At 67.7% G+C, this 21,520-nt stretch carries 12 protein-coding genes; 3 read left to right on the top strand and 9 right to left on the bottom strand.

Annotated features, from left to right (window positions below):
- Positions 1 to 30 precede the first annotated feature (30 nt).
- From C8C95_RS08670 to glnE, 9 genes are all read right to left on the bottom strand, one after another.
- On the bottom strand, positions 31 to 822 hold the full coding sequence (locus C8C95_RS08670; protein ID WP_116748303.1) for a DUF1365 domain-containing protein: 792 nt from the start codon (positions 820 to 822) through the stop codon (positions 31 to 33).
- A complete protein-coding gene (locus C8C95_RS08665) occupies positions 819 to 2,129 on the bottom strand; it encodes an FAD-dependent oxidoreductase (protein ID WP_116748302.1) in 1,311 nt (436 codons plus the stop codon). Before C8C95_RS08665 ends, C8C95_RS08670 begins: the two co-directional genes overlap by 4 nt.
- Before the next feature lie 244 nt (positions 2,130 to 2,373).
- Positions 2,374 to 2,958, bottom strand: a complete 585-nt coding sequence (locus tag C8C95_RS08660) for a glutathione peroxidase (protein WP_056742863.1) — start codon at positions 2,956 to 2,958, stop codon at positions 2,374 to 2,376.
- Between the two features lie 336 nt (positions 2,959 to 3,294).
- Entirely contained in the window at positions 3,295 to 4,506 is a 1,212-nt protein-coding gene (locus C8C95_RS08655; protein ID WP_056067843.1) for a hypothetical protein, read from the bottom strand.
- Positions 4,507 to 4,612: 106 nt separating this feature from the next.
- Positions 4,613 to 7,753, bottom strand: a complete 3,141-nt coding sequence (locus C8C95_RS08650; RefSeq protein ID WP_056742866.1) for an efflux RND transporter permease subunit — start codon at positions 7,751 to 7,753, stop codon at positions 4,613 to 4,615.
- A gap of 12 nt (positions 7,754 to 7,765) precedes the next feature.
- Positions 7,766 to 8,980 carry an efflux RND transporter periplasmic adaptor subunit gene (locus tag C8C95_RS08645; RefSeq protein ID WP_116750198.1) on the bottom strand — a complete coding sequence of 405 codons (1,215 nt, stop codon included), beginning with the start codon at positions 8,978 to 8,980 and terminating at the stop codon, positions 7,766 to 7,768.
- Between the two features lie 267 nt (positions 8,981 to 9,247).
- On the bottom strand, positions 9,248 to 10,630 hold the full coding sequence (locus C8C95_RS08635) for an efflux transporter outer membrane subunit (RefSeq protein WP_116748300.1): 1,383 nt from the start codon (positions 10,628 to 10,630) through the stop codon (positions 9,248 to 9,250).
- Between the two features lie 7 nt (positions 10,631 to 10,637).
- Positions 10,638 to 11,321, bottom strand: a complete 684-nt coding sequence (locus C8C95_RS08630; protein ID WP_116748299.1) for a CerR family C-terminal domain-containing protein — start codon at positions 11,319 to 11,321, stop codon at positions 10,638 to 10,640.
- Positions 11,322 to 11,578: 257 nt separating this feature from the next.
- The gene (gene glnE / locus C8C95_RS08625) at positions 11,579 to 14,344 is read right to left on the bottom strand and encodes a bifunctional [glutamate--ammonia ligase]-adenylyl-L-tyrosine phosphorylase/[glutamate--ammonia-ligase] adenylyltransferase (RefSeq protein ID WP_116750197.1); all 2,766 of its coding nucleotides are present in this window, start codon (positions 14,342 to 14,344) and stop codon (positions 11,579 to 11,581) included.
- A gap of 143 nt (positions 14,345 to 14,487) precedes the next feature.
- Between glnE and C8C95_RS08620 the strand changes: the two genes are divergently transcribed.
- Genes C8C95_RS08620 through C8C95_RS08610 form a run of 3 tightly spaced genes read left to right on the top strand, consistent with a single transcriptional unit; the run spans position 14,488 to position 21,520 of the window.
- Positions 14,488 to 18,645: a YhdP family protein gene (locus C8C95_RS08620; RefSeq protein ID WP_116748298.1), complete on the top strand. Its 4,158-nt coding sequence runs from the start codon at positions 14,488 to 14,490 to the stop codon at positions 18,643 to 18,645.
- A complete protein-coding gene (locus C8C95_RS08615; RefSeq protein ID WP_116748297.1) occupies positions 18,642 to 19,457 on the top strand; it encodes a carbon-nitrogen hydrolase family protein in 816 nt (271 codons plus the stop codon). Before C8C95_RS08620 ends, C8C95_RS08615 begins: the two co-directional genes overlap by 4 nt.
- Positions 19,454 to 21,520: an ATP-binding protein gene (locus C8C95_RS08610; protein WP_243415654.1), complete on the top strand. Its 2,067-nt coding sequence runs from the start codon at positions 19,454 to 19,456 to the stop codon at positions 21,518 to 21,520. The genes C8C95_RS08615 and C8C95_RS08610 overlap by 4 nt, the downstream gene beginning before the upstream one ends.

Raw genomic sequence — 21,520 nt, 5'->3', positions numbered from 1 at the left:
CGGTCTCGCGGGGCTGGAACGACATGGAGATCAACGGGTCACGATGGAGGCAGGCGCCTCGGGCTTGCGATGGAAACGCACGCGCTTGAGCCACAGCTGCAGCGCGTGCCAGTGGATGCGGGCAATGATGGCCAGCGTCATGGCGGGGTAGCCCCAGAGCGCCTGGCGCAGGGTCTGTGCGGTGATGGCCTGCAGGGTGCCGCTCACGCTGGTCTGGATGAGCGGGCCGGTGTCGTCGTCGTGGTCGATGCGCACCACGGTCCGGCCTGCGTCCTGTGCACCGGCTTCGGTGCGCATGAAACGAAAGCGGTAACTGCCGCTCACCTCGCAGAACGGCGACACGTGGAACACCTTGCGCGCCTGCTGTTCCACGCCGTACTGCGGCGCATCCAGCAGGTAGCAGTGGCGCTCGCCAAAGGTGTTGTTCACTTCCACCACGATGGTGCGCAGGCGGCCATCGGCACGGTGGCAGTACCAGAAGCTCACGGGTTTGAAGGTGTAGCCCAGCACACGGGGGTAGCAGTGCAGCCACACCTCACCCGTGGCGTCGGTGATGCCTTCGGTGCGCAGCAACTCGTCCAGCCAGGCCAGTGCCCCGCCCTGCGCGGCGCTGCGGCCGTCGCCGTGGTCCACGTCATGGAAGCTGATGGCGCCACGCCGGTTCACAGCCAGCTCTCCACGCATGCCGGGCAGGCCGCGCATCGGCAGCATCAGGAAAAACGTGGGGTAGGCGAACGCATGCCGCCGGGGCCGCAGCCGCGTGTGGCGCACCTGGCCGAAGCCGATCAGGGGCGCTGCGGTGGGGGCCGGCGCGTGGCTCACGCAGCCTCCGCCAGTGGGGCTGGCAGGGCTGCCAGCAATTGCTCGGCCACGGCCAGGCCCGATTTGAGGCCGTCTTCGTGGAAGCCGTAGCCCGTCCAGGCGCCGCAGAACCAGGTGTGCTGCTGCCCTTGCAGCTTGCCCACCTGCTGCTGCGCGCGGATGGCGGCCATGTCAAACACGGGGTGGGCGTAGTCGTAGCTGCCGATCACGTGTTCGGGCGCTATGTCGCGCACCGGGTTCAGTGACACCACCACGGGCTGCGCAAAGGGCACGGGCTGCAGCTGGTTGATGAGGTAGTGCAGGCACACGCGGGCCGACTCGCGGCTGCGTTGCGGCGCACGTTCGTAGTTCCACGCGGCCCAGGCGGCGCGGCGTTCGGGCAGCACGGACGTATCGGTGTGCAACACGGCGCGGTTGGCCTGGTAGCGGATGGCGCCGAGCACGGCGCGCTCCTGCGTCGTGGGCTGGGCCAACAGCGCGAGGGACTGGTCGGAGTGCGTGGCCAGCACCACCTTGTCGAAGTGTTCGGCGCGGTCTGCAGTCACCACGCGCACACCGGCGGCGTCGCGCTCAATGCGGCGCACGGGGGTGTTCAGGCGCTTGTCGGCAATGCCCGCCACGATCTTGTCCACATAGTGGCGCGCACCGCCAGACACCGTCCACCACTGGGGGCGGTTGCTCACCTGGATCAGGCCATGGTTGTGGCAGAACCGGATCATGGTGGCCACGGGGAACTTCAGCATCTGGTCGGTGGGGCAGCTCCAGATGCAGCCCAGCATGGGCAGGAAGTACCAGTCGCGGAAGGCGTCGCCAAAGCGGTGCTCGCGCAAGAAGTCGCCCAGGGGCTGCATCAGCGCTGCCTCGGCCTGCTTGTCGGCAATGCGCGTGCACAGTTGGTTGAAGCGCAGCAGGTCGCGCAGCATGCCCAGAAAGCGCGGGTTGACCAGGTTGGAACGCTGGGCAAACACGGTGCTGAGGTTGGTGCCGCTCCATTCCAGCGCGCGGCCGCCGCCCAGTGCTGCGGGCACCTGCACTGAGAACGACATGTCCGACTTGGCGGTCTCCACGCCCAGCTTGGCCAGCAGGCGGATCAGGTGGGGGTAGGTGCGCTCGTTGAACACCAGAAAGCCGGTGTCCACGCCGTGGGTGACCGGGGTGCCTGACGCATCGGGCAGAGTGACATCGACGGTGTGGGTGTGACCGCCGAAGTAGTCGCCCGCCTCAAACAGCGTGATGTCCGCCTGGCCGCGCAGCTGGTGCGCGACGGAAAGCCCGGAGATGCCGGAGCCGATGATGGCGATTTTCATGACCGGCTCCCTCTGGCCGGCGCCTGGAATAAAAAGGTTGCGAAGCGTCCCGAAACGAATAAGAGAGGGAGGGAGGAGAAGCGCTCCAGGAGGTCAGTCGGAACCCAGGGGCCCGAAAGGCTTCGCAACGTTAAAACTGTACGCCGCGCAATCGTCTTGCGCAATGGATAGAGTGGGGCCGCTGCGGCGAAGTTCCAGAGGGCGCCTGTATTTTTTTTCAAGAAATGTAAAGAAGTCATGGCGCTCACCGGGGAGTAGGCAGGGCGAGCTGCTGTTCGATGGCACGCACAAGGCCCTTGTTGTCCGGCCCGGTCAGGCTGGAGTAGTTGTCCACCAGCTTGCCGTCGCGGCCCAGCAGATACTTGTGGAAGTTCCAGCGGGGCGCCGTGCCCGACAGCTGGGCCAGCTGCTGGTACAGCGGCGAGGCCTCCGGTCCTTTCACGCTGCTCTTGGCAAACATCGGAAATTTCACGCCGAAAGTGTTTTCGCAGAAGTCGGCGATTTCCTTGTTGCTGCCTTTTTCTTGGGCAAAGTCGTTGGACGGGAAGCCCAGCACCACCAGCCCCTTGTCCTTGTAGCGGGCATACAGCTCTTCCAGCCCCTTGTACTGGCCGGTAAAGCCACAGAAGCTGGCCGTGTTGACCACCAGAACCACTTTTCCGCTGTACTGGCACAGCGACTGGGGCTTTTCGTCCTGCAGGCGCGGGAAGGTGTGCTGCAGCGTGGCCGGGCACGCTGCAGGCGCATCGGCCGCTTGGGCGGCGGGCGCCAGCAGCAGCCAGGCCGCCAGCGCGGTGGCTGTCGAGAGGAGTCTTGTCAGGCGGTTCATAGGACTTTGGGCAGTGAGTGCAGCCAATTTAACCATTTCATCATTTTTTGTCCACATGAGTTTTTATTTGTACTGAATGGTTTACGTGGCGCGCACGCGTTTGGATTCAGATTTCGGAAGGAAGCGGGACGCGGGGGCCAAAAAGCGGCCGCGCAGTACCACCGGCGCTGGCCCATGGCGCGGTAGGGAAAGGAGTGGATACAGCTTCAGCCCCAGTGACGGGCGGCAGGAGCCACGCATGGGCAACGGCTCATGCAGGTATGAGGGGGAGCTGTGGCCCGCCGCAGACAGCGGCGGCACGCAGAACCGGGGGGGCTCGCAGCGCCCTCCCAGGCGTCAGACCATCTGCAGCAGGCGGTCCAGCGACAGGTTGACCCGCACGTCCTTGAAAGCCACCACCCCGGTGACCTTCCAGGGCGGCATGCCCGTATCGCGGGGAATGGGCTCGCCCGTGGCCATGCCGTCGCGGTTGGTCACCACGGCCACGCGGGGGGTGGTGGCGGTGGTGCCCCGGCGGATGACCACGCCCACTTCACGGCTGGCCAGGCGCACAAAGGCACCGGGGGGGTAAACGCCCAGGGTCTTGACGAGGGCGGCGCCGGCCTCGTCCACCTGGTGCTCTTCGTCGTAGTAGCTGGCCTGCATGGCGGCAGTGACAGGCATGGGCAGCCGCGCGGCGCGGGGGGCCAGGCGGGCACCAAAAATGTCGGCGCGCTGCAGTAGGCGGGCCATTTGTTGGGCTTCGGTCTTTTTGGCCAGGGGCCCGGGCGTGCGGTGGTGGTGGCAGCGCACGGCCTCCAGCCACACCGGGTCGGCCACACCCAGGTGGCGCAGCAGCGCCTCGGACCGCGCCGCGTGGTCTTCCACGGCGGCAATCTGGGTCGCGGTGAGGGGCTGGGTCTGCAGCACCAACTGGTCCTGCAGCTCGGTCATGGCGATGTTCATGCTCAGCGCTGCGTGGCCCAATTGCTGCACCCGGCCGCTGGGCCAGCGCAGCATCTCGCGGGCCACCACCATGCACACGCAGCTGACCAGCATGGAATGCGTGGCGCTGTACATGCGCGTTTCCTGGGCCGAGAGATAGATCAGTGCCAGCAGCGTGGCGTCGGGCGTCTGTTCGCAATGGCGCACCAGCTCGTCGTGCAGCGCCTGAAACCGCCCGCCAAAGTCGCTGGGCGACGGGGCGCGCAGCAGCTGCGTGGCGCGCAACTGCAGCTCGGGCCAGTCGGGCAGGGTTTTGCCCGCACGCGCAGCGGCCGCTGCGGCGGCCTGCTCGCCGGCCGTCATCTTCATGGCGGCGATCTCGCCCAGGTTGGTGTCGGCGATCAGCATGCGCTGCAGCTGCGCCAGGTAGGCGCGGTGGCTGCCGCCGGATTCGTCGGTGTCCACACACAGCTCGCGCCCGCGTTCGACCAGCTTGGCCAGTTCGTCGCGGGTGCGGATTACATAGCCCTTTTGCGCCAGCAACACGCCGTCGGCCCCCCGCAGCACAAAAGGCAGGGGATGGCCCAGCTGGATGGATTCGATGTTGAGGCTGACGAGGTTCATGGTGCGCGTTGCATTATCCGACGGCTACCTCCCGCCAAAGCCCGCGCGACCCCCGTGATTGCCCTGCTTTTTGGGCTCACGCCGGGGGGGGCGCCAAGACTTGGCGTCAGGGGGCGGAAGGAGGTGCTGGTTGCGCCGTGGCGGCGGCTGTGGCTGTGGGGGCCGCCGGTGCGCCCGGCGCATGGCGCCCCCCGCGCAGGCGGCGGGCCAGCCGGCCGAACCCTTGGCCCAGGTCGTCCACCCCAGTAAACACCGCCGGAATCACCAGGAGGCTCAGCAGCGTGGAGGTGATGAGTCCACCAATCACCGCCACCGCCATGGGCGAGCGAAAGCTCGCGTCCGCAGCACCCAGGCCGATGGCGATGGGCAGCATGCCCGCACCCATGGCCAGCGTGGTCATGATGATGGGGCGGGCGCGCTTGTGGCAGGCGTCGATCAGCGCCTCAAAGCGCGTCATGCCATGCTCGCGCCGCGCCAGAATCGCGTATTCCACCAGCAGGATGGAGTTCTTGGTGGCAATGCCCATGAGCATGATCAGCCCGATGAGCGAGGGCATCGAGAAGCTCTTCTGCGCAATCAGTAGCCCCACAAACGCGCCACCCAGCGACAGCGGCAGCGCCGCCAGGATGGTCACCGGGTGCAGGAAGTCCTTGAACAGCAGCACCAGCACGATGTAGATGCACAGCACGCCGGTGAGCATGGCCAGGCCAAAGCTGGCAAACAGCTCGCCCATCATCTCGGCATCGCCAATGGTGATCTGGCGCACACCGGCTGGCAGGTTCTGGATGGAGGGCAGCGCCTCCACCGCCTTGGTCACGTCGCCCAGCGGCTGGCCCGACAGCTCGATCTCGAAGTTCACGTTGCGCGCGCGGTCGTAGCGGTCCACCACGGCCGGGCCGCCGCTGAACTCCAGCGTGGCCACCTGGCCCAGCATCACCGGGCCTTTGGCGCCGGGCACCGGCAGGCGTTCCAGCAGCGACAGGTCCTTGCGCGCATCGTCCTGCAGCTTGACGACGATGGGCACCTGGCGCGCGGCCAGGTTGAGCTTGGGCAGCGATACGTCGTAGTCACCCACCGTGGCAATGCGCAGCGTTTCGGCAATCGCGCTGCTGGTCACGCCCAGGTCGGCGGCGCGGGCAAAGTCGGGGCGCACGGCAATTTCGGAGCGCACGAGGCTGGCGGTGGACGAGATGCTGCCCAGGCCGGGGATGGTGCGCAGGTCTTTCTCGACCGCCAATGCGGCCGTGGTCAGCGCCTGCGGGTCGTCGCCCGTGAGCACCAGCACGTACTTCTCGCCCGAGCCGCCCAGGCCCACCTTGCTGCGCACGCCAGGCAGCGTCTCCAGCGCGGCGCGGATCTGGTTCTCGATGCCCTGCTTGCGCGGACGGTCGCCGCGCTCGGACAGCAAGATGGTCAGCGTGGCTTTGCGCGTTTCGGTGCTGGCGCCGCCCATGAAGGGGTCAGTGCCGGCCGAGCCGCCGCCGATGGTGGTGTACACACTTTGCACATGCTCCACCTTGGCGATGCGCTGCCGCGCGTCTTCGGCCACGGCACGCGTCTGCGCCAGCGTGGCGCCGGGCGGCAGCTCCAGGTACACCTGGGTCTGCGAGTTGTCGTCCGGCGGGATGAAGCCGGTGGGCAGCAGCGGGATCAGCGCCAGCGAGCCGATGAAAAAGGCCGCCGTGGCAATGAAGGTCATCCACCGGTGCTTGATGCACCACGCGGCCCAGCGCAGGTACACCGTCATCCAGCGCGGGTCCTTGTGGTCGCCCACGATGGGCTTGAGGATGTAGGCCGCCATCATGGGCGTGAGCAGGCGTGCCACCACCAGGCTGGCAAACACCGCGAGCGACGCCGTCCAGCCAAACTGCTTGAAGAACTTGCCCGCAATGCCGCTCATGAACGCCGTGGGCAGAAACACCGCGATCAGCGTGAAAGTGGTGGCGATCACGGCCAGGCCGATCTCGTCGGCCGCCTCCATGGCCGCCTGGTAGGGCGTCTTGCCCATGCGCAGGTGGCGCACGATGTTCTCGACTTCCACGATGGCGTCGTCCACCAGGATGCCCACCACCAGCGACAGCGCCAGCAGCGTGATCACGTTGATCGAGAAGCCCAGCCAGTACATGCCGATGAACGCCGGGATCACCGACAGCGGCAGCGCCACGGCCGACACGAAGGTGGCGCGCCAGTCGCGCAGGAAGAGCCACACCACCAGCACGGCCAGCAGCGCGCCTTCGTACAGCAGGTGCATGGAGCCGTCGTATTCCTCCTGCACGGGCTGCACGAAGTTGAAGGCCTCGGTGATTTCCAGGTCCGGGTGCTGCGCGCGCATCTCTTGCAGGGCCGCCTGCACGGCAGCGCCCACTTCCACTTCGCTCGCGCCCTTGCTGCGTGCGACCTCGAAGCCCACCACCGGCTTGCCGTTGAGCAGGGCCAGCGCGCGGGGCTCGGCGATGGTGTCTGTCACCGTGGCCACCTGGTCCAGCCGCACGTGGCGGCCGTCCGACAGTGCGAGCGTGAGGCCCGCCAGCTCCTGCGCCGACTGCACGGTGGCCAGCGTGCGCACCGGCTGCTCGCTGCCGCCCAGATCGGTGCGGCCGCCGGCACTCTCCGTCTGCACCAGCCGCAGCTGGCGTGACACATCGGCCGCCGTGGCGCCCAGGGACTGCAGCTTGACCGGGTCGAGTGCCACATGCACCTCGCGCTGCACACCGCCCACGCGGTTGACGGCGCCCACGCCGCGCACGGTGAGCAGCTTCTTGGCCACGGCGTCGTCCACAAACCAGGACAGCGCCTCGTCGTCCATGCGGGCCGACGCGATGGTGAAGGCCAGCACGGGCTGCGCGGCCAGGTCCATCTTGGTGACGATGGGGTCGCGCACGTCACCCGGCAGGTCGCCGCGCACACGGGCCACGGCGGAGCGCACGTCGTCCAGCGCCTCTTGCGTGGGCTTCTCCAGCCGGAACTCGGCGGTGATGGTGGCGCCGCCGTCCTGCACCTTGGTGTAGATGTGCTTGAGGCCCTGCAGCGTGGCGATGCTGTTCTCGATCTTGCGCGCCACGTCGTTCTCCAGCTGCGCGGGCGAGGCGCCCGGCAGCGCCACGGTCACGGAGATCGTGGGCAGGTCGATGTCGGGAAAGTTCTGCACCTTCATGGCGTTGAAGGACAGCAGGCCGCCGAAGGTCAGCAGCACAAACAGCATCAGTGCCGGTATGGGGTTCTTGATGGACCAGGTGGACACATTCATGTGGAATGCTCCTTAATTAATAGCTGCTTGCGCATGATTCACTAGCGCTACAGGCACTTTTTGCATGAAATGCTGGCTGGAGGACTGCTTGCCAGCCGCTGGCGCCGCCGCAGGGGCCGCCACGCGCACCAGGTCGCCATCGTTCAAAAAGCCCGCACCGCGCACGGCAACGGAGGCTCCAGCATCCAGGCCCGACAGCACCTCGACTCGGTCGGCCACGCGGCGGCCGGTCTGGACCTTGCGCATCTGCACGCGCTGGTCGCCGCCCACCACAAACACGTACGAGAACCCGTCGCGCACCACCAGCGCCTCTTGTGGCACGGTGAGTGCGTCGCTGCTGCCCAGTGCGAACTCGCCCCGCGCAAACATCCCGGCACGGAAGTCGGTGTTGGCGGGCAGGTCCACATAGACCAGCGCATTGCGCGTTTGCGGGTCCACCGTGGGTGCGACCATGCGCACGGTGCCCTCGGCCGCTGCGCCGCTGGCAGCGGTGACGCTGACCTTGGCCCCGGGCTGGATGCGCCGCAGCTCGGTGGACGTGACCTCGGCGCGCCACTCCAGGCGGCCCTTGCGCACCATGCGGAACAGCTCCGTGCCGGCACCCACCACCGCGCCCACGGTGGCCGTGCGGGCCGAGATCACGCCGCTGTCAGGCGCCACCACCTGCGTGTATTTGAGGCGCAGCTGCTGCGCGTTCAGCGCGGCCTTGGCCGCTTCCACGCGGGCCTTGGCGGTTTGCTCAGCCGTGGTGAACTGCTGGATCTGCTGCTGGCTGAGTGCGCCCGTGGCTTGCAACGAGCGGGCGCGGTCGGCATTGGCGGCGGCCTCGGCCGCATTGGCCTGGGCTTCGAGCAGGCTGGCGCGGCTCTGGGCCACATCGGCCAGCACCGTGTCGGCCGAGAAGGTGGCCAGCACCTGCCCTGCCTTGACCACATCGCCCACGTTCACACGCACGTCAGTCAGGCGCAGGCCGTTGCTCTCGGCCCCAATGCTCGCCTCTTGCCAGGCGGCGATGTTGCCGTTGGCCGCCAGGCGTAGCGGCACTGGCATGCGCTGTGGCTGCGCCGTGCTGACTGTGAGCGCAGGCCGGGGCTGGCCCGCCTTGGGTTCATCGGCGGCACGCGATGCGCCCGAGAAAACCAGCGCACCGCCCGTGGCCAGCACGCAGGCGGCGATCACGGCGAAGGCGGAGGGGGAAAACTTGAAGGAGAAAGAGGAGTGTTGCATGTGCATCTGTCCTGGGGAGTTCATATCAGCTGTGCATGGTGTTGGGCGTGGCCCACTGCGCTCGAAACTGGCGATGCGCAGACGAGGGCAACCCAGCAAGGGCCGCCCCGCAGCGAGGGCTGCGTCCCCCTGCCCGGATTGCGCAGCAATGCGAGAGCGGGGGCTGAGCGCCGCGGCTCCGAGCCTGCCTGCGCAGGCTTGGACGGCGGTGAAGAGCGGCCGCCTCCGGCGGACGCACCGAGGCGCAAAGTGCCTCAGGGGGGTGTCTCATAGCTTCCATCCACCACCGGCGGCGCGGTACAGCGCAATCCAGGCGGTCTGGCGTTCGTGCTGCAGCGCGACCAGCGCGTTCTCGGCGGCCAGTGCTGTGCGCCGGGCATCTTCCAGCTCCACCAGACTGGCCAGGCCACCACGCCAGCGCGCCTCGGTCGCGTCGAACGATGCGCGGTAGCCCTCGGTGGCAGTGCGCGCGCTGGCGCTGCGCTCGGCCGTGCTTTGCAGGCGCACCAGGGCTTGCTCAACCTCGCTCACGGCCTGGCGCACCTTGGCGCGGTACTGCGACGCGGCCTCATCGTAGCGGGCCTGCGCCGCATCGGTCTGCGCGGCGCGGCGGCCCCCATCAAAGATCGGCACGCTGAGCGCCAGCGGGCCGATGGTCCAGGTGTTCAGGTCGGTGGTCACGCCCCCCGTGCGCACCTGGGCCGCACCCACACTGCCGCTGAGGGTCAGACGTGGGTAGCGCTGGGCCTGGGCGCTGGCGACGTCCGCACTGGCGGCAGCCACTTCGCGCTCGGCGTTGTACACGTCGGGGCGCTGGGTCAGCACCTGGGCGGGCAGTGCGTCAATGGTGAACAAAGCGTCCGGGGCCGCAGCCACCGGCTGGGCCAGCCGGGTGCGCAGCGTGGGTTCTTCCCAGCCGGTGAGCGCCACCAGGGCCTTGACCTCCACATCGCATTGCATGCGTTGCTGCGAGGCACGGGCCTGGGCCTCGGCGGCGCTGGCGCGTGCCAGTGCGGCCGTGGCGGGCGCAGTAAAGCCCGCACGTTCGCTGAGCTGGGACAGGCGGGACGTTTCGCTACGGGACTGCGCGTCGCGCTCGGCCACCTGTTGTTGGGCCAGGCAGGTGCGGATGCTGCTGGTCTGCTGCGCCACCTCGGCTGCCACGCTCACGCGCGCCTCGTGCCACAGGGCCTGCGCGCCGGCCAGCCGCTCATCGGCAGCGGTTTTGGCGGCGCGGTTGGCGCCAAACAGGTCGAGCTCCCAGCTTGCCTGCAGCCCCGCCTGCGAGGTGGTCGCCACACGCGCCAGCTGGTCATTGAAGCCCCGGCTGGCGCTGGCCTGTGCGTCGAGTGAAGGCAGCAACGTCGCCCGGCTGCCCACCTGCGTGGTGCGGGCCTGCGCAATGCGCGACTGGGCCTGCGCGATGCCCGGGCTCACGGCCTGGGCGGCGTCGATTAGCTCGACCAGCAGCGGGTCTTGCAGCTGGGTCCACCAGCGGGCCATGCCCGTGAGGGAGCCCTGGTGCGGCAGGGGTGCGTTCCAGGCCGCAGGTGCGGGTGCCGATACCTGCGCAGGTGGTGCGGTGGTGGAGCAGGCCACCAGTGGCAGGACCAGCGCCAGCCACAAGGGTTTGTGTGAGATCAGTCGCATGTGCAAGTCACTCTGGGGTACGGGGAGAGGAGGTTTTTTTGGCGGGGGCGGCCGCGCGGGCCATAGCGCGGCGCTGGCGTTCCCCGTCCACCATGAACTGGGCAAAGTCCACCAGCCGGGATGTGGTGGCGGCCAGCCCCCGCGGCGTGGCGGTGAGGCCGGGGCGCACCGCCTGCACCACGTCGCGGCCCACGTAGTACTGCAGCGCCAGGGCGGTGATGGCCATGGCCAGGCGGTGCACATCGTCATCGGCAGTTTTCAGGCCGAACTCCTTGCACAGCAGGCCGACGAGCGCGGCGTGGGCAGGCTTGATCTCGCACTCCAGCTCCTGCTGCCACAGCCCGGTGGGGTCCAGCATTTCGCGAAAGTGCAGGCGCATGCACAGCTCGACCAGATCACCTTCGTGCAGGGGTTGCATGAAGCTCTGGATCAGCAGCTCGATGAACGCAGGCAAGGTGTCCGGCCAGGCATCCACGGCGATGGGGCTGCCCATGGGCTCGGTGAACGCTGCGCGGTACAGCCCGTTCTTGTCGCCAAAGTAGTAGCTGATGGACGCCGGGTTGACACCCGCCGCCTGGGCAATGTCGCGGATGGACGCCTTGGCAAAGCCGTTTTCGGCAAAGAGGCGTAAGGCGGCGTGTAGCAGCCGCGCGCGGGCCTGTGCGCCTTCCGTGGGCGGCGGGGGGGGCATGGAAGGCCGGGCTGGCTTGGGGGCTGAATCTGGCATGGAGCCGGATTACAGCACTGTTTAATCAAACGATTGATTAAATTTTTGTTTCAAAAAATATCGCGGGTGTTTCGGCCGTGTTTCTGCCAGGGCTGACCTGTTGTTTGCAGCAAGGGACGGGCAGATGGGATGGAGGTTTTGCACCGTCCCAATATATGGCGGGGAGGGGAAAGGCGACCCCTCCAGAAGTCGGCCATCCCTTGCGGAGTGCGCCCGGCCGATCAGGCCGATGGGGCGCCGGAGCCGAAGACCGCCGACCACAGCGCCAGCACGGCATCGCGCTCGGTCTGCAGTGCGGGTGGCGTGACCTGGGTGGGCGCCTCGTCCAGCCGCGCCACGTGCTGTACACGGCGCAGTTCGCGGTAGGCGTCGGCGGCTGCGTGGCCCACGCCTGGGGGCAGCAGGCCCACTTGCTCGGCCCGCTGCAGCAGTGCAATGTTGCCCAGGTTGCCCCGCAATTCGGGGTGGGCGGCAGACTGCGAGAGCACCAGGTACTGCACGGCAAATTCGGCGTCCACCATGCCGCCCGGGCTGTGCTTCACGTCGAAGCGACCGGCGGGCGTGGGGTGGGCTGAGCGCACCCGCTCGCGCATGGTCACGATCTCGCCCCTCAACGCCAGCGGGTCGCGGGCAGAGGTGATGACGGCCTCGCGCACAGCGTCAAAGCGCTCGCGCAAGGCCTCGCTGCCCATCACGAACCGCGCGCGTGTCATGGCCTGGTGCTCCCAGGTCCAGGCGGTGTTGCTGCCGCGTTGCTGCTGGTAGTTGGCGTAGGCCTCGAAGCTCGTCACCAGCAGGCCCGAGTTGCCATTGGGCCGCAGGGCCGTATCGATCTCGTACAGGTCGCCCTCGCCGGTCTTGACGGTGAGCCAGTTGATGAGCTTGCGCACAAAGGCCGCGTAGACCTCAGGCGCGCGTTCGTCGTCGTCATCAAACACAAAGACGATGTCCAGGTCGCTGCCGTAGCCCAGCTCCTTGCCGCCCAGCTTGCCGTAGCCAATGATGGCGAACTGGGGCTCGTCGCGGTGGCGGTTCTTGAGGCGGCTCCAGCACCACTGGCTGGTGATGCGCAGCACGCTGTCGGCCAGCGCGCTCAGGTCGTCGGCCACCTGCTCGACGGTGATGCGGCGCTCCACATCGCGCGCCAGGGTGCGGAAGGTTTCGGCATGTTGCGCACGGCGCAGCAGGTTGAGCAGGGTTTCGTCGTCGTCCTCGCCGGTAGAGCGCAGCGACGCCAGGCGCATGCCCAGCTCGCGTTCAAAGTCGGCCACCACAAAACGTTCGGACAACAGTGCATCGCCCACCAGCTCGTCGATCACACCGGGGTGCTGCAGCAGGTAACGCGCGGGCCACTTGGCTGCGCCCAGCAGGTGCAGCAGCTGCTCGTGCACCGAGGGCCGCTCCAGCAGCAGCGCCAGGTAGCTTTCGCGCCGCAGCAGCGGCTCCAGCCAGTTGGCCAGGCGCACGGTGGCCTCTTCGGTGACGCGTCCTTCCTTGAGCCACTGGGCCGTGCGCTGCACCAGGCGGAACAGGCGGGCCCGCGCCTCGTCACGGAGCCCGGCCACGCGTGGGTGGTTGCGCCACTCGGCCACACGCTCGCGAAAGCCCGGTGGCAGTTGCTCCAGCAGGCCTTCCAGCTCCGGAGGCGGCGGTGCCGCCGCCCGGGGGCCACCACAGCCACCACCACTGCATTGTTTTTTGCCGTTGCCACCCAGCAGGGTGTCGAACTCCTGGGCCACCAGCTCGCGGTGTGCGTCCAGCTCGTGCAGGAAGGCGCAGCAGTCCTTGTAGCCCAGGGTGCTGGCGATCCAGGCCAGGTCGTCGTCGCGGGTGGGCAGCACGTGGGTCTGCTGGTCGTCCAGGTACTGGATGCGGTGCTCCACCCGTCGCAGGAACACATAGGCCCGGGCCAGCGCGTCGGCGGTTTCCTGCGGCATCAGGCCCGCATGGGCCAGGCGCTGCAGCGCATCCAGCGTGGGGCGGCGGCGCAGCTCGGGGAACTGCCCGCCGCGCACCACCTGCAGCAGCTGCACGGTGAATTCGATCTCGCGGATGCCGCCGCGCGAGAGCTTGACGTCGTTGGCACGCTCGGGGTGCCCGGCGCTGCGTTTGGACGCATGGTCCCGGATCTGGCTGTGCAGCGAGCGCAGCGCATCGAACACGCTGTAGTCCAGGTAACGGCGAAACACAAACGGCAGCACCACGCCGCGCAGGGCCTGCACCTCGGGGCGGCCGATGCACTCGCGGGGGGCCACCACGCGGCTTTTGAGCCAGGCAAAACGCTCCCATTCGCGGCCCTGCACCTGCAGGTATTCCTCCAGCGCGGCCAGGGACACCGATGCGGGGCCCGAGTTGCCGTTGGGCCGCAGGGCCAGGTCCACCCGGAAGACAAAGCCATGCTCGGTGGTATCGCCCACCAGGCTGTAGATGGCCTTGACGGCGCGCGCAAAGTATTCGTGGTTGGAGATGCGGCCCCGGCCATCGGGCATGCCGGCGGTTTCGCCATCGTGCTCATACACATAGATGAGGTCGATGTCGCTCGAGACATTGAGCTCGCGGGCGCCCAGTTTGCCCATGCCGATGATCCACAGCTGCACGGGCTGGCCCTGTGGGCCGCGCGGGGCACCATGGCGTTCGTCCAGCTCGCGGCGCGCCTGCTGGCAGGCGCGGTCCAGGGCCAGCTCGGCCAGTTCGGTCACAGCCCGGGTGATGTCGGCCAGCGGTGTCTGCGCTTCGCAGTCCAGCTGGATCAGTCGTTCCATGACCAGCTGGCGCAGCACCCGCAGCGCGGTCCCAGTGTCGCAGCCACGCGCGCACAGGGCGTCGTAGGCCTGCTCCATGGTCGCAAGCACCGGAACACCTGGTGGCAGCAGCGGCAGGTCGTTGGCGTAGCGGCGGTGCAGGCGCTGGTAGAAGCGGGAATGCCCGGCCAGAGGTCCCTCCGGCAGAGGCTGATGGCAGCGGGGGTCAGACAGAGAAGGATGCATGGCAGCCACAGCCGGATGTTGGACGGGAAGCGGGGTGCTGGTCTGCGGGCCCGACGGCATACAAAAGCTCACTGGGCACTCGGGTCACGAGTGAACCCACGCCAGGGCTGCGGGTCATAATTCCTGCCACTTTCCATCTCACCATGATCGATCCCACCTCGCACCCCTCACGCCTGCTGAAAATAGTCGCAGGTTTTGCACGGTGGTCGCTGGGCTTGTTGCTCGCCTTCTGGCTGTTGCTGACCATCGCATGGGGGGCTCTTCATGGCTGGATTGTGCCGCGAATCGGTGATTTCCGCCCACAGTTGCAGGCGCAGGCCGCACGGGTATTGGGGGTTCCCGTGCAGATCGGCGCCATCGTGGCCCGCACCGAGGGGCTGATCCCGTCCATCGAGCTGTCTGATGTCGCGCTGCTGGATGCCTCGGGCCGCACTGCGTTGCGCCTGCATCGGGTGGTGGTGGCGCTGTCACCCCGTTCGCTGCTGCAGTGGGGGTTCGAGCAGCTTTACATCGAAGGCCCCGACCTGGATGTGCGACGGGCGAGTGACGGACGCATCTATGTGGCGGGTTTGGAGTTTGCCCAGAACCAGGGCGACAGCAGCGCGGCGGCCGACTGGTTGTTCTCGCAGGGCGAGGTCTACATCAAGGACGGCACGGTGCGCTGGACCGATGAGCAGCGCGGCGCCCCCGAGCTGGCGCTGGAAAAGGTGGACCTGGTTTTGCGCAACGGCAACTGGCGCCACAACCTCCGGGTGGATGCCACGCCGCCGCCGGAATGGGGGGACCGTTTCAGCCTGGTGGGATTGTTTCGCGCGCCGCTGCTGCGCGCCCGCGATGGCAACTGGAAGCACTGGAACGGTCAGGTGTTTGCGCACTTCACGCGGGTCGATGTGTCGCATCTGCGGCACCACGCCGATGTGGGCATCGAGGTGGCGCAGGGCCGGGGCGCGTTGCGGGCCTGGGCCGATGTGCGCAGCGGCCAGGTGGTGGGGGGCACGGCCGACCTGGCGCTGGCCGATGTGAACACCACGCTGGCCGCCGATCTGCGCCCGCTGGTTCTTCCTTCCATCCAGGGCCGGCTGGGGGGGCGGAGGCTCACCGGCGGCTTTGAGTTCTCGACGCAGGCGCTGCAGTTCCAGACCGATGATGGCCTGACCTGGCCCGGTGGCAACTTGCGGCTGGTGCACACCGATGCCAACGGCAAGGCCCCGGCGCAAGGCGAGTTGCGGGCCGACCGGCTGGACCTGGCGGCCCTGGCGCAGGTAGCCAGCCGCCTGCCGCTGGGGACGGCCGCCCACGACGCCTTGCGCACCTACACGCCCCAGGGACTGGTGGACGAGATCCAGGCCACCTGGAAGGGGCCTCTGGATGCGTTGCAGCAGTACCAGGTCAAAGGGCGTATCCGGGGGCTGGCACTGGCGGGTGCCACGGATGGCTCGGCACCCGCCCACCTGGGTCTGCGTGGCGCCAACGTGGACATCGACATGAACCAGTCAGGGGGCAAGGCGGCACTGACCATGGCGTCAGGTGCGCTGGTGCTGCCAGGGGTGTTCGAGGAACCCGTCCTGCCGCTGGACCGGCTCAGTGCCGACGTGCGCTGGCAGCTGGACGGCAGCCGTATTGCCGTGCAGGCCAATGATGTGCAGTTCGCCAACGCCGATGCGCAGGGCGATGCCCGTGCCACCTGGCACACCAGCGACGCATCCAAGGCGCCCCACCGGTCGCGCTTTCCGGGGGTGCTGGACCTCACCGGCACGCTGCACCGCGCCGACGGCACCCGGGTGCACCGCTACCTGCCCCTGTCCATTCCTGCCGATTCGCGTCACTATGTGCGCGATGCGGTGGTCGCCGGCAGCGCCAGCAATGTGCAGTTCCGCGTCAAGGGCGATCTGCACGACCTGCCCTTCAACGATCCCAAGCAGGGCGAGTTCCGCATTGCGGCGCGCGTCAAGGACGTGACCTATGCCTACGTTCCTACTGCGCTGCAGCCTGCGGGCACCCTGCCCTGGCCTGCGTTGACTGACCTCGGCGGCGAGCTGATTTTTGAGCGTTCGTCCATGCAGGTGCGCGGCGCCAGCGGCGGTTTTGCAGGCAGCAAGGGCCTGCGGCTGTCCAAGGTCGATGCCCGCATTCCAGACCTGGCGCACACCGTGGTGGGCGTGAGCGCCGATGCACGCGGCCCGCTGGCAGAGCTGCTCACGCTCATGACCACATCACCGCTGGGCCGTATGACAGGCAATGCGCTGGAGCAGGCCAGCGGCACGGGCAATGCCGACTTCCAGTTGCGACTGAGCCTGCCCATCAGCGACATCAACAAATCCAAGGTGCAGGGCAGCGTCACGTTGGCTGGCAATGAGCTGCGCATCACCCCCGACACCCCGGCGCTCACCCGCGTTCGGGGCGCCGTGCAGTTCAGCGAGACCGGGTTTTCACTGTCCAATCTGCAGGCCCAGGCGCTGGGCGGCCCCGTGCGGCTGGAAGGCGGCATGCGTGCGCTGGCAGCCAATGCCCCGGCCACCGAGTCGGCGGTGCAGATCCGCGCGCAGGGCACCGCCACGGCCGAAGGCCTGCAGCAAACCCCGCAGCTGGGCATGTTGTCACAACTGGCGCGGCGTGCCACCGGCAGCGCACCGTACACGCTGGCCCTGTCGTTTCGCCGCGGGGTGCCCGAGCTGCAGGTCAACACCAGCCTGCAGGGCCTGGCCTTGGCCTTGCCGCCCCCGCTGGGCAAGACGGCGGACAGCAGCCTGCCCCTGCGCTTTGACAACCAGGTGGCGCGCGAATCACTGGTGGGCTTGGCGAGCAGCAACGGCAGCGGGAGCAGTGCCCCCCCGTTGCGGGACCAGATCGTGCTGGACCTGGGATCACTTGGCTCCGCCACCTACCTGCGCGACCTGAGCGGCCCCCAGCCGCGCGTGCTGCGCGGCACCATCGGTGTGGGTCTGAGCAACGGCGAGTCCGCCCCGATGCCTGCGCAAGGCGTGGCTGCCAACATCAACCAGGGCAAGCTGGATGTGGACGCCTGGGACGAGGTGCTCACCCGGGCCACTGCCGCCGAGCCCGCCCTCCGGGGTGCCGCAGTGGCGACCACGCCTGCCGGGCAGGCCGTGGCACAGGACTATCTGCCCACCACCCTGGCGTTGCGCGCGCGCGAGCTCACGTTGCAAGGCCGCACGCTGCACAACGTGGTGGCAGGTGCGCTGCGCGACGGCTCCACCTGGCGTGCCAACCTCGATGCCACCGAACTCAATGGCTACCTGGAGTACCGCCAGCCCGGATCGCCCGACTTCAGCAACGGCCGTTTGTTTGCCCGGCTGTCGCGTGTGAACATGCCGCAAAGCGACGTGACCCAGGTCGAAGAACTGCTCAACGAGCAACCGGGCAACCTGCCTGCGCTGGACATCGTCGTCGAAGATTTCGAGCTGCGTGGCAAGCGGCTGGGACGGGTGGAGATGGAGGCCCAGAACCGGGGCGGTGAGGGGGTGCAGCGCGAGTGGCGCCTGTCCAAGTTCAACATCACGGCGCCCGAGGCCGCTTTCACTGCCAACGGCAACTGGGCGGTGCTCAATGCAGCCTCTGCAGGCCCCCGTTCGGCCGAGCGGCGCACCGTACTCAGCTTCAAGCTCGATATCCGCGACTCGGGCGATCTGCTGGCCCGCCTGGGCATGGCCAACGTGGTGCGGCGCGGCAAGGGCCGCATGGAAGGGCAGGTGGGCTGGATTGGCGCTCCCTTCAGCCCCGATTACCGCAGCATGACCGGGCAGATCAACCTGAATGTCGAATCCGGCCAGTTTCTGAAGGCTGATCCTGGTCTGGCCAAGCTGCTGGGCGTGCTCAGCCTGCAATCATTGCCGCGCCGCTTGACACTGGATTTTCGCGATGTGTTCAGTGAAGGTTTTGCGTTTGATTTTGTGCGCGGTGATCTACGCATTGAGCGCGGCGTGGCCACCACCAACAACCTGCAGATGAAGGGCGTCAATGCGGCCGTACTGATGGAAGGCAGCGCCAGCATCGACCAGGAGACGCAGGACCTGCGTGTGGTGGTGGTGCCAGAGATCAACGCCATGACGGCGTCGCTTGTGGCCACGGCCATCAACCCGGTGATTGGCCTGGGCAGCTTTTTGGCACAGGTGTTTTTGCGCGGTCCGCTCATCGAGGCTGCCACGCAGGAATTCCGCATCGATGGCACCTGGGCCGACCCGCGGGTGGTGCGCGTGGCCCGCCGCGGGCGCGAATCGAGCCCTGCCACCGAGGCGACGCCCCGGGCCAACCCACCCCCCAAGACTGGAGAACCTTCATGAAAGTCGCCGCCATCCAGATGGTGTCTGGCATCGCGCTGGACGATAACCTGCGTGTTGCACGCCAGCTGCTGGAACAGGCTGCGCAGGGCGGCGCTGAGTTGGCGGCGCTGCCGGAGTATTTTTGCCTGATGGGGCACAAGGACACTGACAAGCTCGCCTTGCGCGAGACCGCTGGTTCCGGAGTGATCCAGCAGTTTCTGGCCGATACCGCGCGCGCGCTTGAGATGTGGATCGTGGGCGGCACGCTGCCGATGGCCACGGGTACGCCGGACCGGGTGCGCAACACGACGCTGGTCTTCGACCCGACGGGTGCCTGTGTGGCGCGCTACGACAAGATCCATCTCTTTCGCTTCAGCAACGGCGCTGAACAGTACGACGAAGGCCGTGTCATCGACGCCGGTGACACCCCGGTGCAGTTTGATCTGCAAGCGCGCAGCGGTCAGCGCTGGCGGGTGGGGTTGTCCGTGTGTTACGACCTGCGCTTTCCGGAGTTATACCGCTCGCATGCCCGCGCAGGTGCGGACCTGCTGCTGGTGCCGAGCGCCTTCACGCACACCACGGGTCAGGCGCACTGGGAAGTGTTGCTGCGTGCCCGCGCGGTGGAAAACCTGGCCTATGTGCTGGCCCCTGCCCAAGGCGGTGTGCACGCCAACGGCCGCCATACCTGGGGCCACAGCATGCTGGTGGACCCCTGGGGCAGCATCATCGCGCAGCGCGATCAAGGCGCTGGCGTGGTAGCCGGCGAGCTGGACGCGCAGCGCCTGAGTGCCGTGCGCGCTCAGCTGCCCGCATTGACCCACCGCGTGCTGTGAAGCCAACGCCCGTCAAACGCACCCTGCTGCAGCGCTGGCGCGGAGCTTGGCGGCGCTGGTCGTTGTGGACGGCGCTGGTGCTGCTCGTGGTGTCCATGCTTGCCACCATGGTGTGGCTGGCCGGGCGCTACGAAGCCAGCCAGGTGCAGACCCGCCTGGAGCGGGACACCGCCGATGCAGTCTCGGACATCCGCACCGCGCTGACGCACAACCTGCAAAGCCTGCAGGCACTCCCCAGCGACAACCCGAGCCATCTGGCCTGGGAGGTCGAGGCGTCTGACCTGCTGCGTAACCGGCGCGAGCTCGTGCGCATTGAGCTGCGCGATGCGAATCTGCGCATGCGCACCCACGTGCAGTCGCCCTACCGCCCGGTGGCCTGGGACATGCGGCTGCGCGACAGTGGCCAGTCGGACCTCACTATCGCCTGTGCCAACGCGCGTCGCCTGGGGGGGCCAGCGTATTCCAGCAGCTACTTTCAGCCCCATGGTGACGGCCTGGGCTCGGAGATGATGGAGCTGTGTGTTCCGTTGTCTGCCAGCGGACGCACCATGGGGTATCTGGTCGCGACGTATGCGCTGCAGGACATCCTGGCCAATCTTGTGGGGCACAACCTCACGCGCAGCCAGGAAGCCTCCTTCACAGAGGCCGACGGCACCCGGCTGGCGGTGCTGGGTGCCGCGCGACGGGGGTCGCGCATGTTCTCGGCGCAGCATCTGCTGGACTTGCCAGGCAGTACATTGGTGCTGCGCATGGACAGCTGGCACAGTGCACCCAGCCTGTTCCCCAATGTGTTGACGGCCCTGGTCACGGCCATGTCGATTGCGCTGGTGACGGTGATGGTGGTGCTGGTGCGCGACAACCGCCGCCGCCTGCGCGCCGAGCGTGACCTGGCCGATGCGCTGGCCTTTCGCAAGGCGATGGAGGACTCGCTGGTGACCGGGCTTCGCGCGCGCGACCTGGAGGGGCGCATCACCTACGTCAACCCGGCCTTCTGCGAGATGGTGGGCTTCAGCCCGCAGGAGCTGCTGGGCCTGAGCATGTCGGCCCCCTACTGGCCACCCGAGCGTGTGGAGGAATACCGCCAGCGCCAGGCCATCCGTTTTGCAGGCACCATGCCACCGCGCGAGGGGTTTGAGTCCGAGTTTATGCGCAAGGACGGCACCCGGTTTCCCGTGCTGATCATCGAGGCCCCGCTCATCAATGCCCAGGGCCAGCACACAGGCTGGATGAGCGCGTTCCTGGACATCAGCGAGCAGCGCCGGGTCGAGGAGCTGTCCCGCGCCTCGCAGGAACGTCTGCAGGCCACGGCACGGCTGGCCACGGTCGGCGAGATGGCCTCGTTGCTCAGCCACGAACTCAACCAGCCGCTGGCCGCCATCTCCAGTTACGCCAACGGCTCCATCAACCTGCTGGAACATGCCGCGCCCGCCAGTGTCAGCGCTGTTGCCGGTGCTTCCTCCCCCGAGCAGGATGCCCTGGAGGATGTGCGCATGGCCATGCGCCAGATCGCCCGCCAGGCCGAGCGCGCGGGCCGCGTGATCAAGAGCGTGCACGACTTTGTGCGGCGCCGCGACCAGGCCCGCGAGGCCGTGCATGCGCAGCAATTGCTCGATGCCATCCTGCCATTGGTGAGTCTGCAGGCCCGCAAGCTGGGGGTGCGCGTGAACACCTCCATCGAGCCCGGCCTGGCGCCCGCGCTGTGCGACCGCACCATGGTGGAGCAGGTGCTTCTGAACCTCGCGCGCAATGCCATGCAGGCCATGGATGACCCTGGTGTGCGCAATCGTGTGCTGGATATCCGGGTGCGGCGTGCAGCCTCCAACCCGCACAATGGCTGGATTGAATTTGCCGTCACCGATGTGGGAACCGGGATTCCTCCCGAAGTCGCGGAAAAGCTGTTCACCCCGTTCTTCACCACCCGCCCCGAGGGCATGGGCCTGGGGCTGAGCATGTGCCGCACCGTCATCGAACAACACGGCGGTTTCCTCGGATTTGCGCCGAATGAACCCCGTGGTACGGTATTTACCTTCACGCTGCCTGTGAACAATGGCGCCACGTCCTGA

The sequence above is a fragment of the Acidovorax sp. 99 genome (assembly GCF_003096455.1).
Lineage (GTDB): Bacteria > Pseudomonadota > Gammaproteobacteria > Burkholderiales > Burkholderiaceae_C > Acidovorax > Acidovorax delafieldii.
Note: the sequence above shows the minus strand (reverse complement) of the source record. Positions and strands in the feature narration are given on the sequence as shown.

Bases quoted from the DNA above. Each gene is read 5' to 3' on its own strand.
- C8C95_RS08645 (WP_116750198.1), bottom strand. From the start codon at position 8,980: ATGCAACACTCCTCTTTCTCCTTCAAGTTTTCCCCCTCCGCCTTCGCC.
- glnE (WP_116750197.1), bottom strand. From the start codon at position 14,344: ATGCATCCTTCTCTGTCTGACCCCCGCTGCCATCAGCCTCTGCCGGAG.
- C8C95_RS08615 (WP_116748297.1), top strand. From the start codon at position 18,642: ATGAAAGTCGCCGCCATCCAGATGGTGTCTGGCATCGCGCTGGACGAT.
- C8C95_RS08630 (WP_116748299.1), bottom strand. From the start codon at position 11,321: ATGCCCCCCCCGCCGCCCACGGAAGGCGCACAGGCCCGCGCGCGGCTG.
- C8C95_RS08665 (WP_116748302.1), bottom strand. From the start codon at position 2,129: ATGAAAATCGCCATCATCGGCTCCGGCATCTCCGGGCTTTCCGTCGCG.
- C8C95_RS08660 (WP_056742863.1), bottom strand. From the start codon at position 2,958: ATGAACCGCCTGACAAGACTCCTCTCGACAGCCACCGCGCTGGCGGCC.
- C8C95_RS08620 (WP_116748298.1), top strand. From the start codon at position 14,488: ATGATCGATCCCACCTCGCACCCCTCACGCCTGCTGAAAATAGTCGCA.
- C8C95_RS08650 (WP_056742866.1), bottom strand. From the start codon at position 7,753: ATGAATGTGTCCACCTGGTCCATCAAGAACCCCATACCGGCACTGATG.
- C8C95_RS08655 (WP_056067843.1), bottom strand. From the start codon at position 4,506: ATGAACCTCGTCAGCCTCAACATCGAATCCATCCAGCTGGGCCATCCC.
- C8C95_RS08635 (WP_116748300.1), bottom strand. From the start codon at position 10,630: ATGCGACTGATCTCACACAAACCCTTGTGGCTGGCGCTGGTCCTGCCA.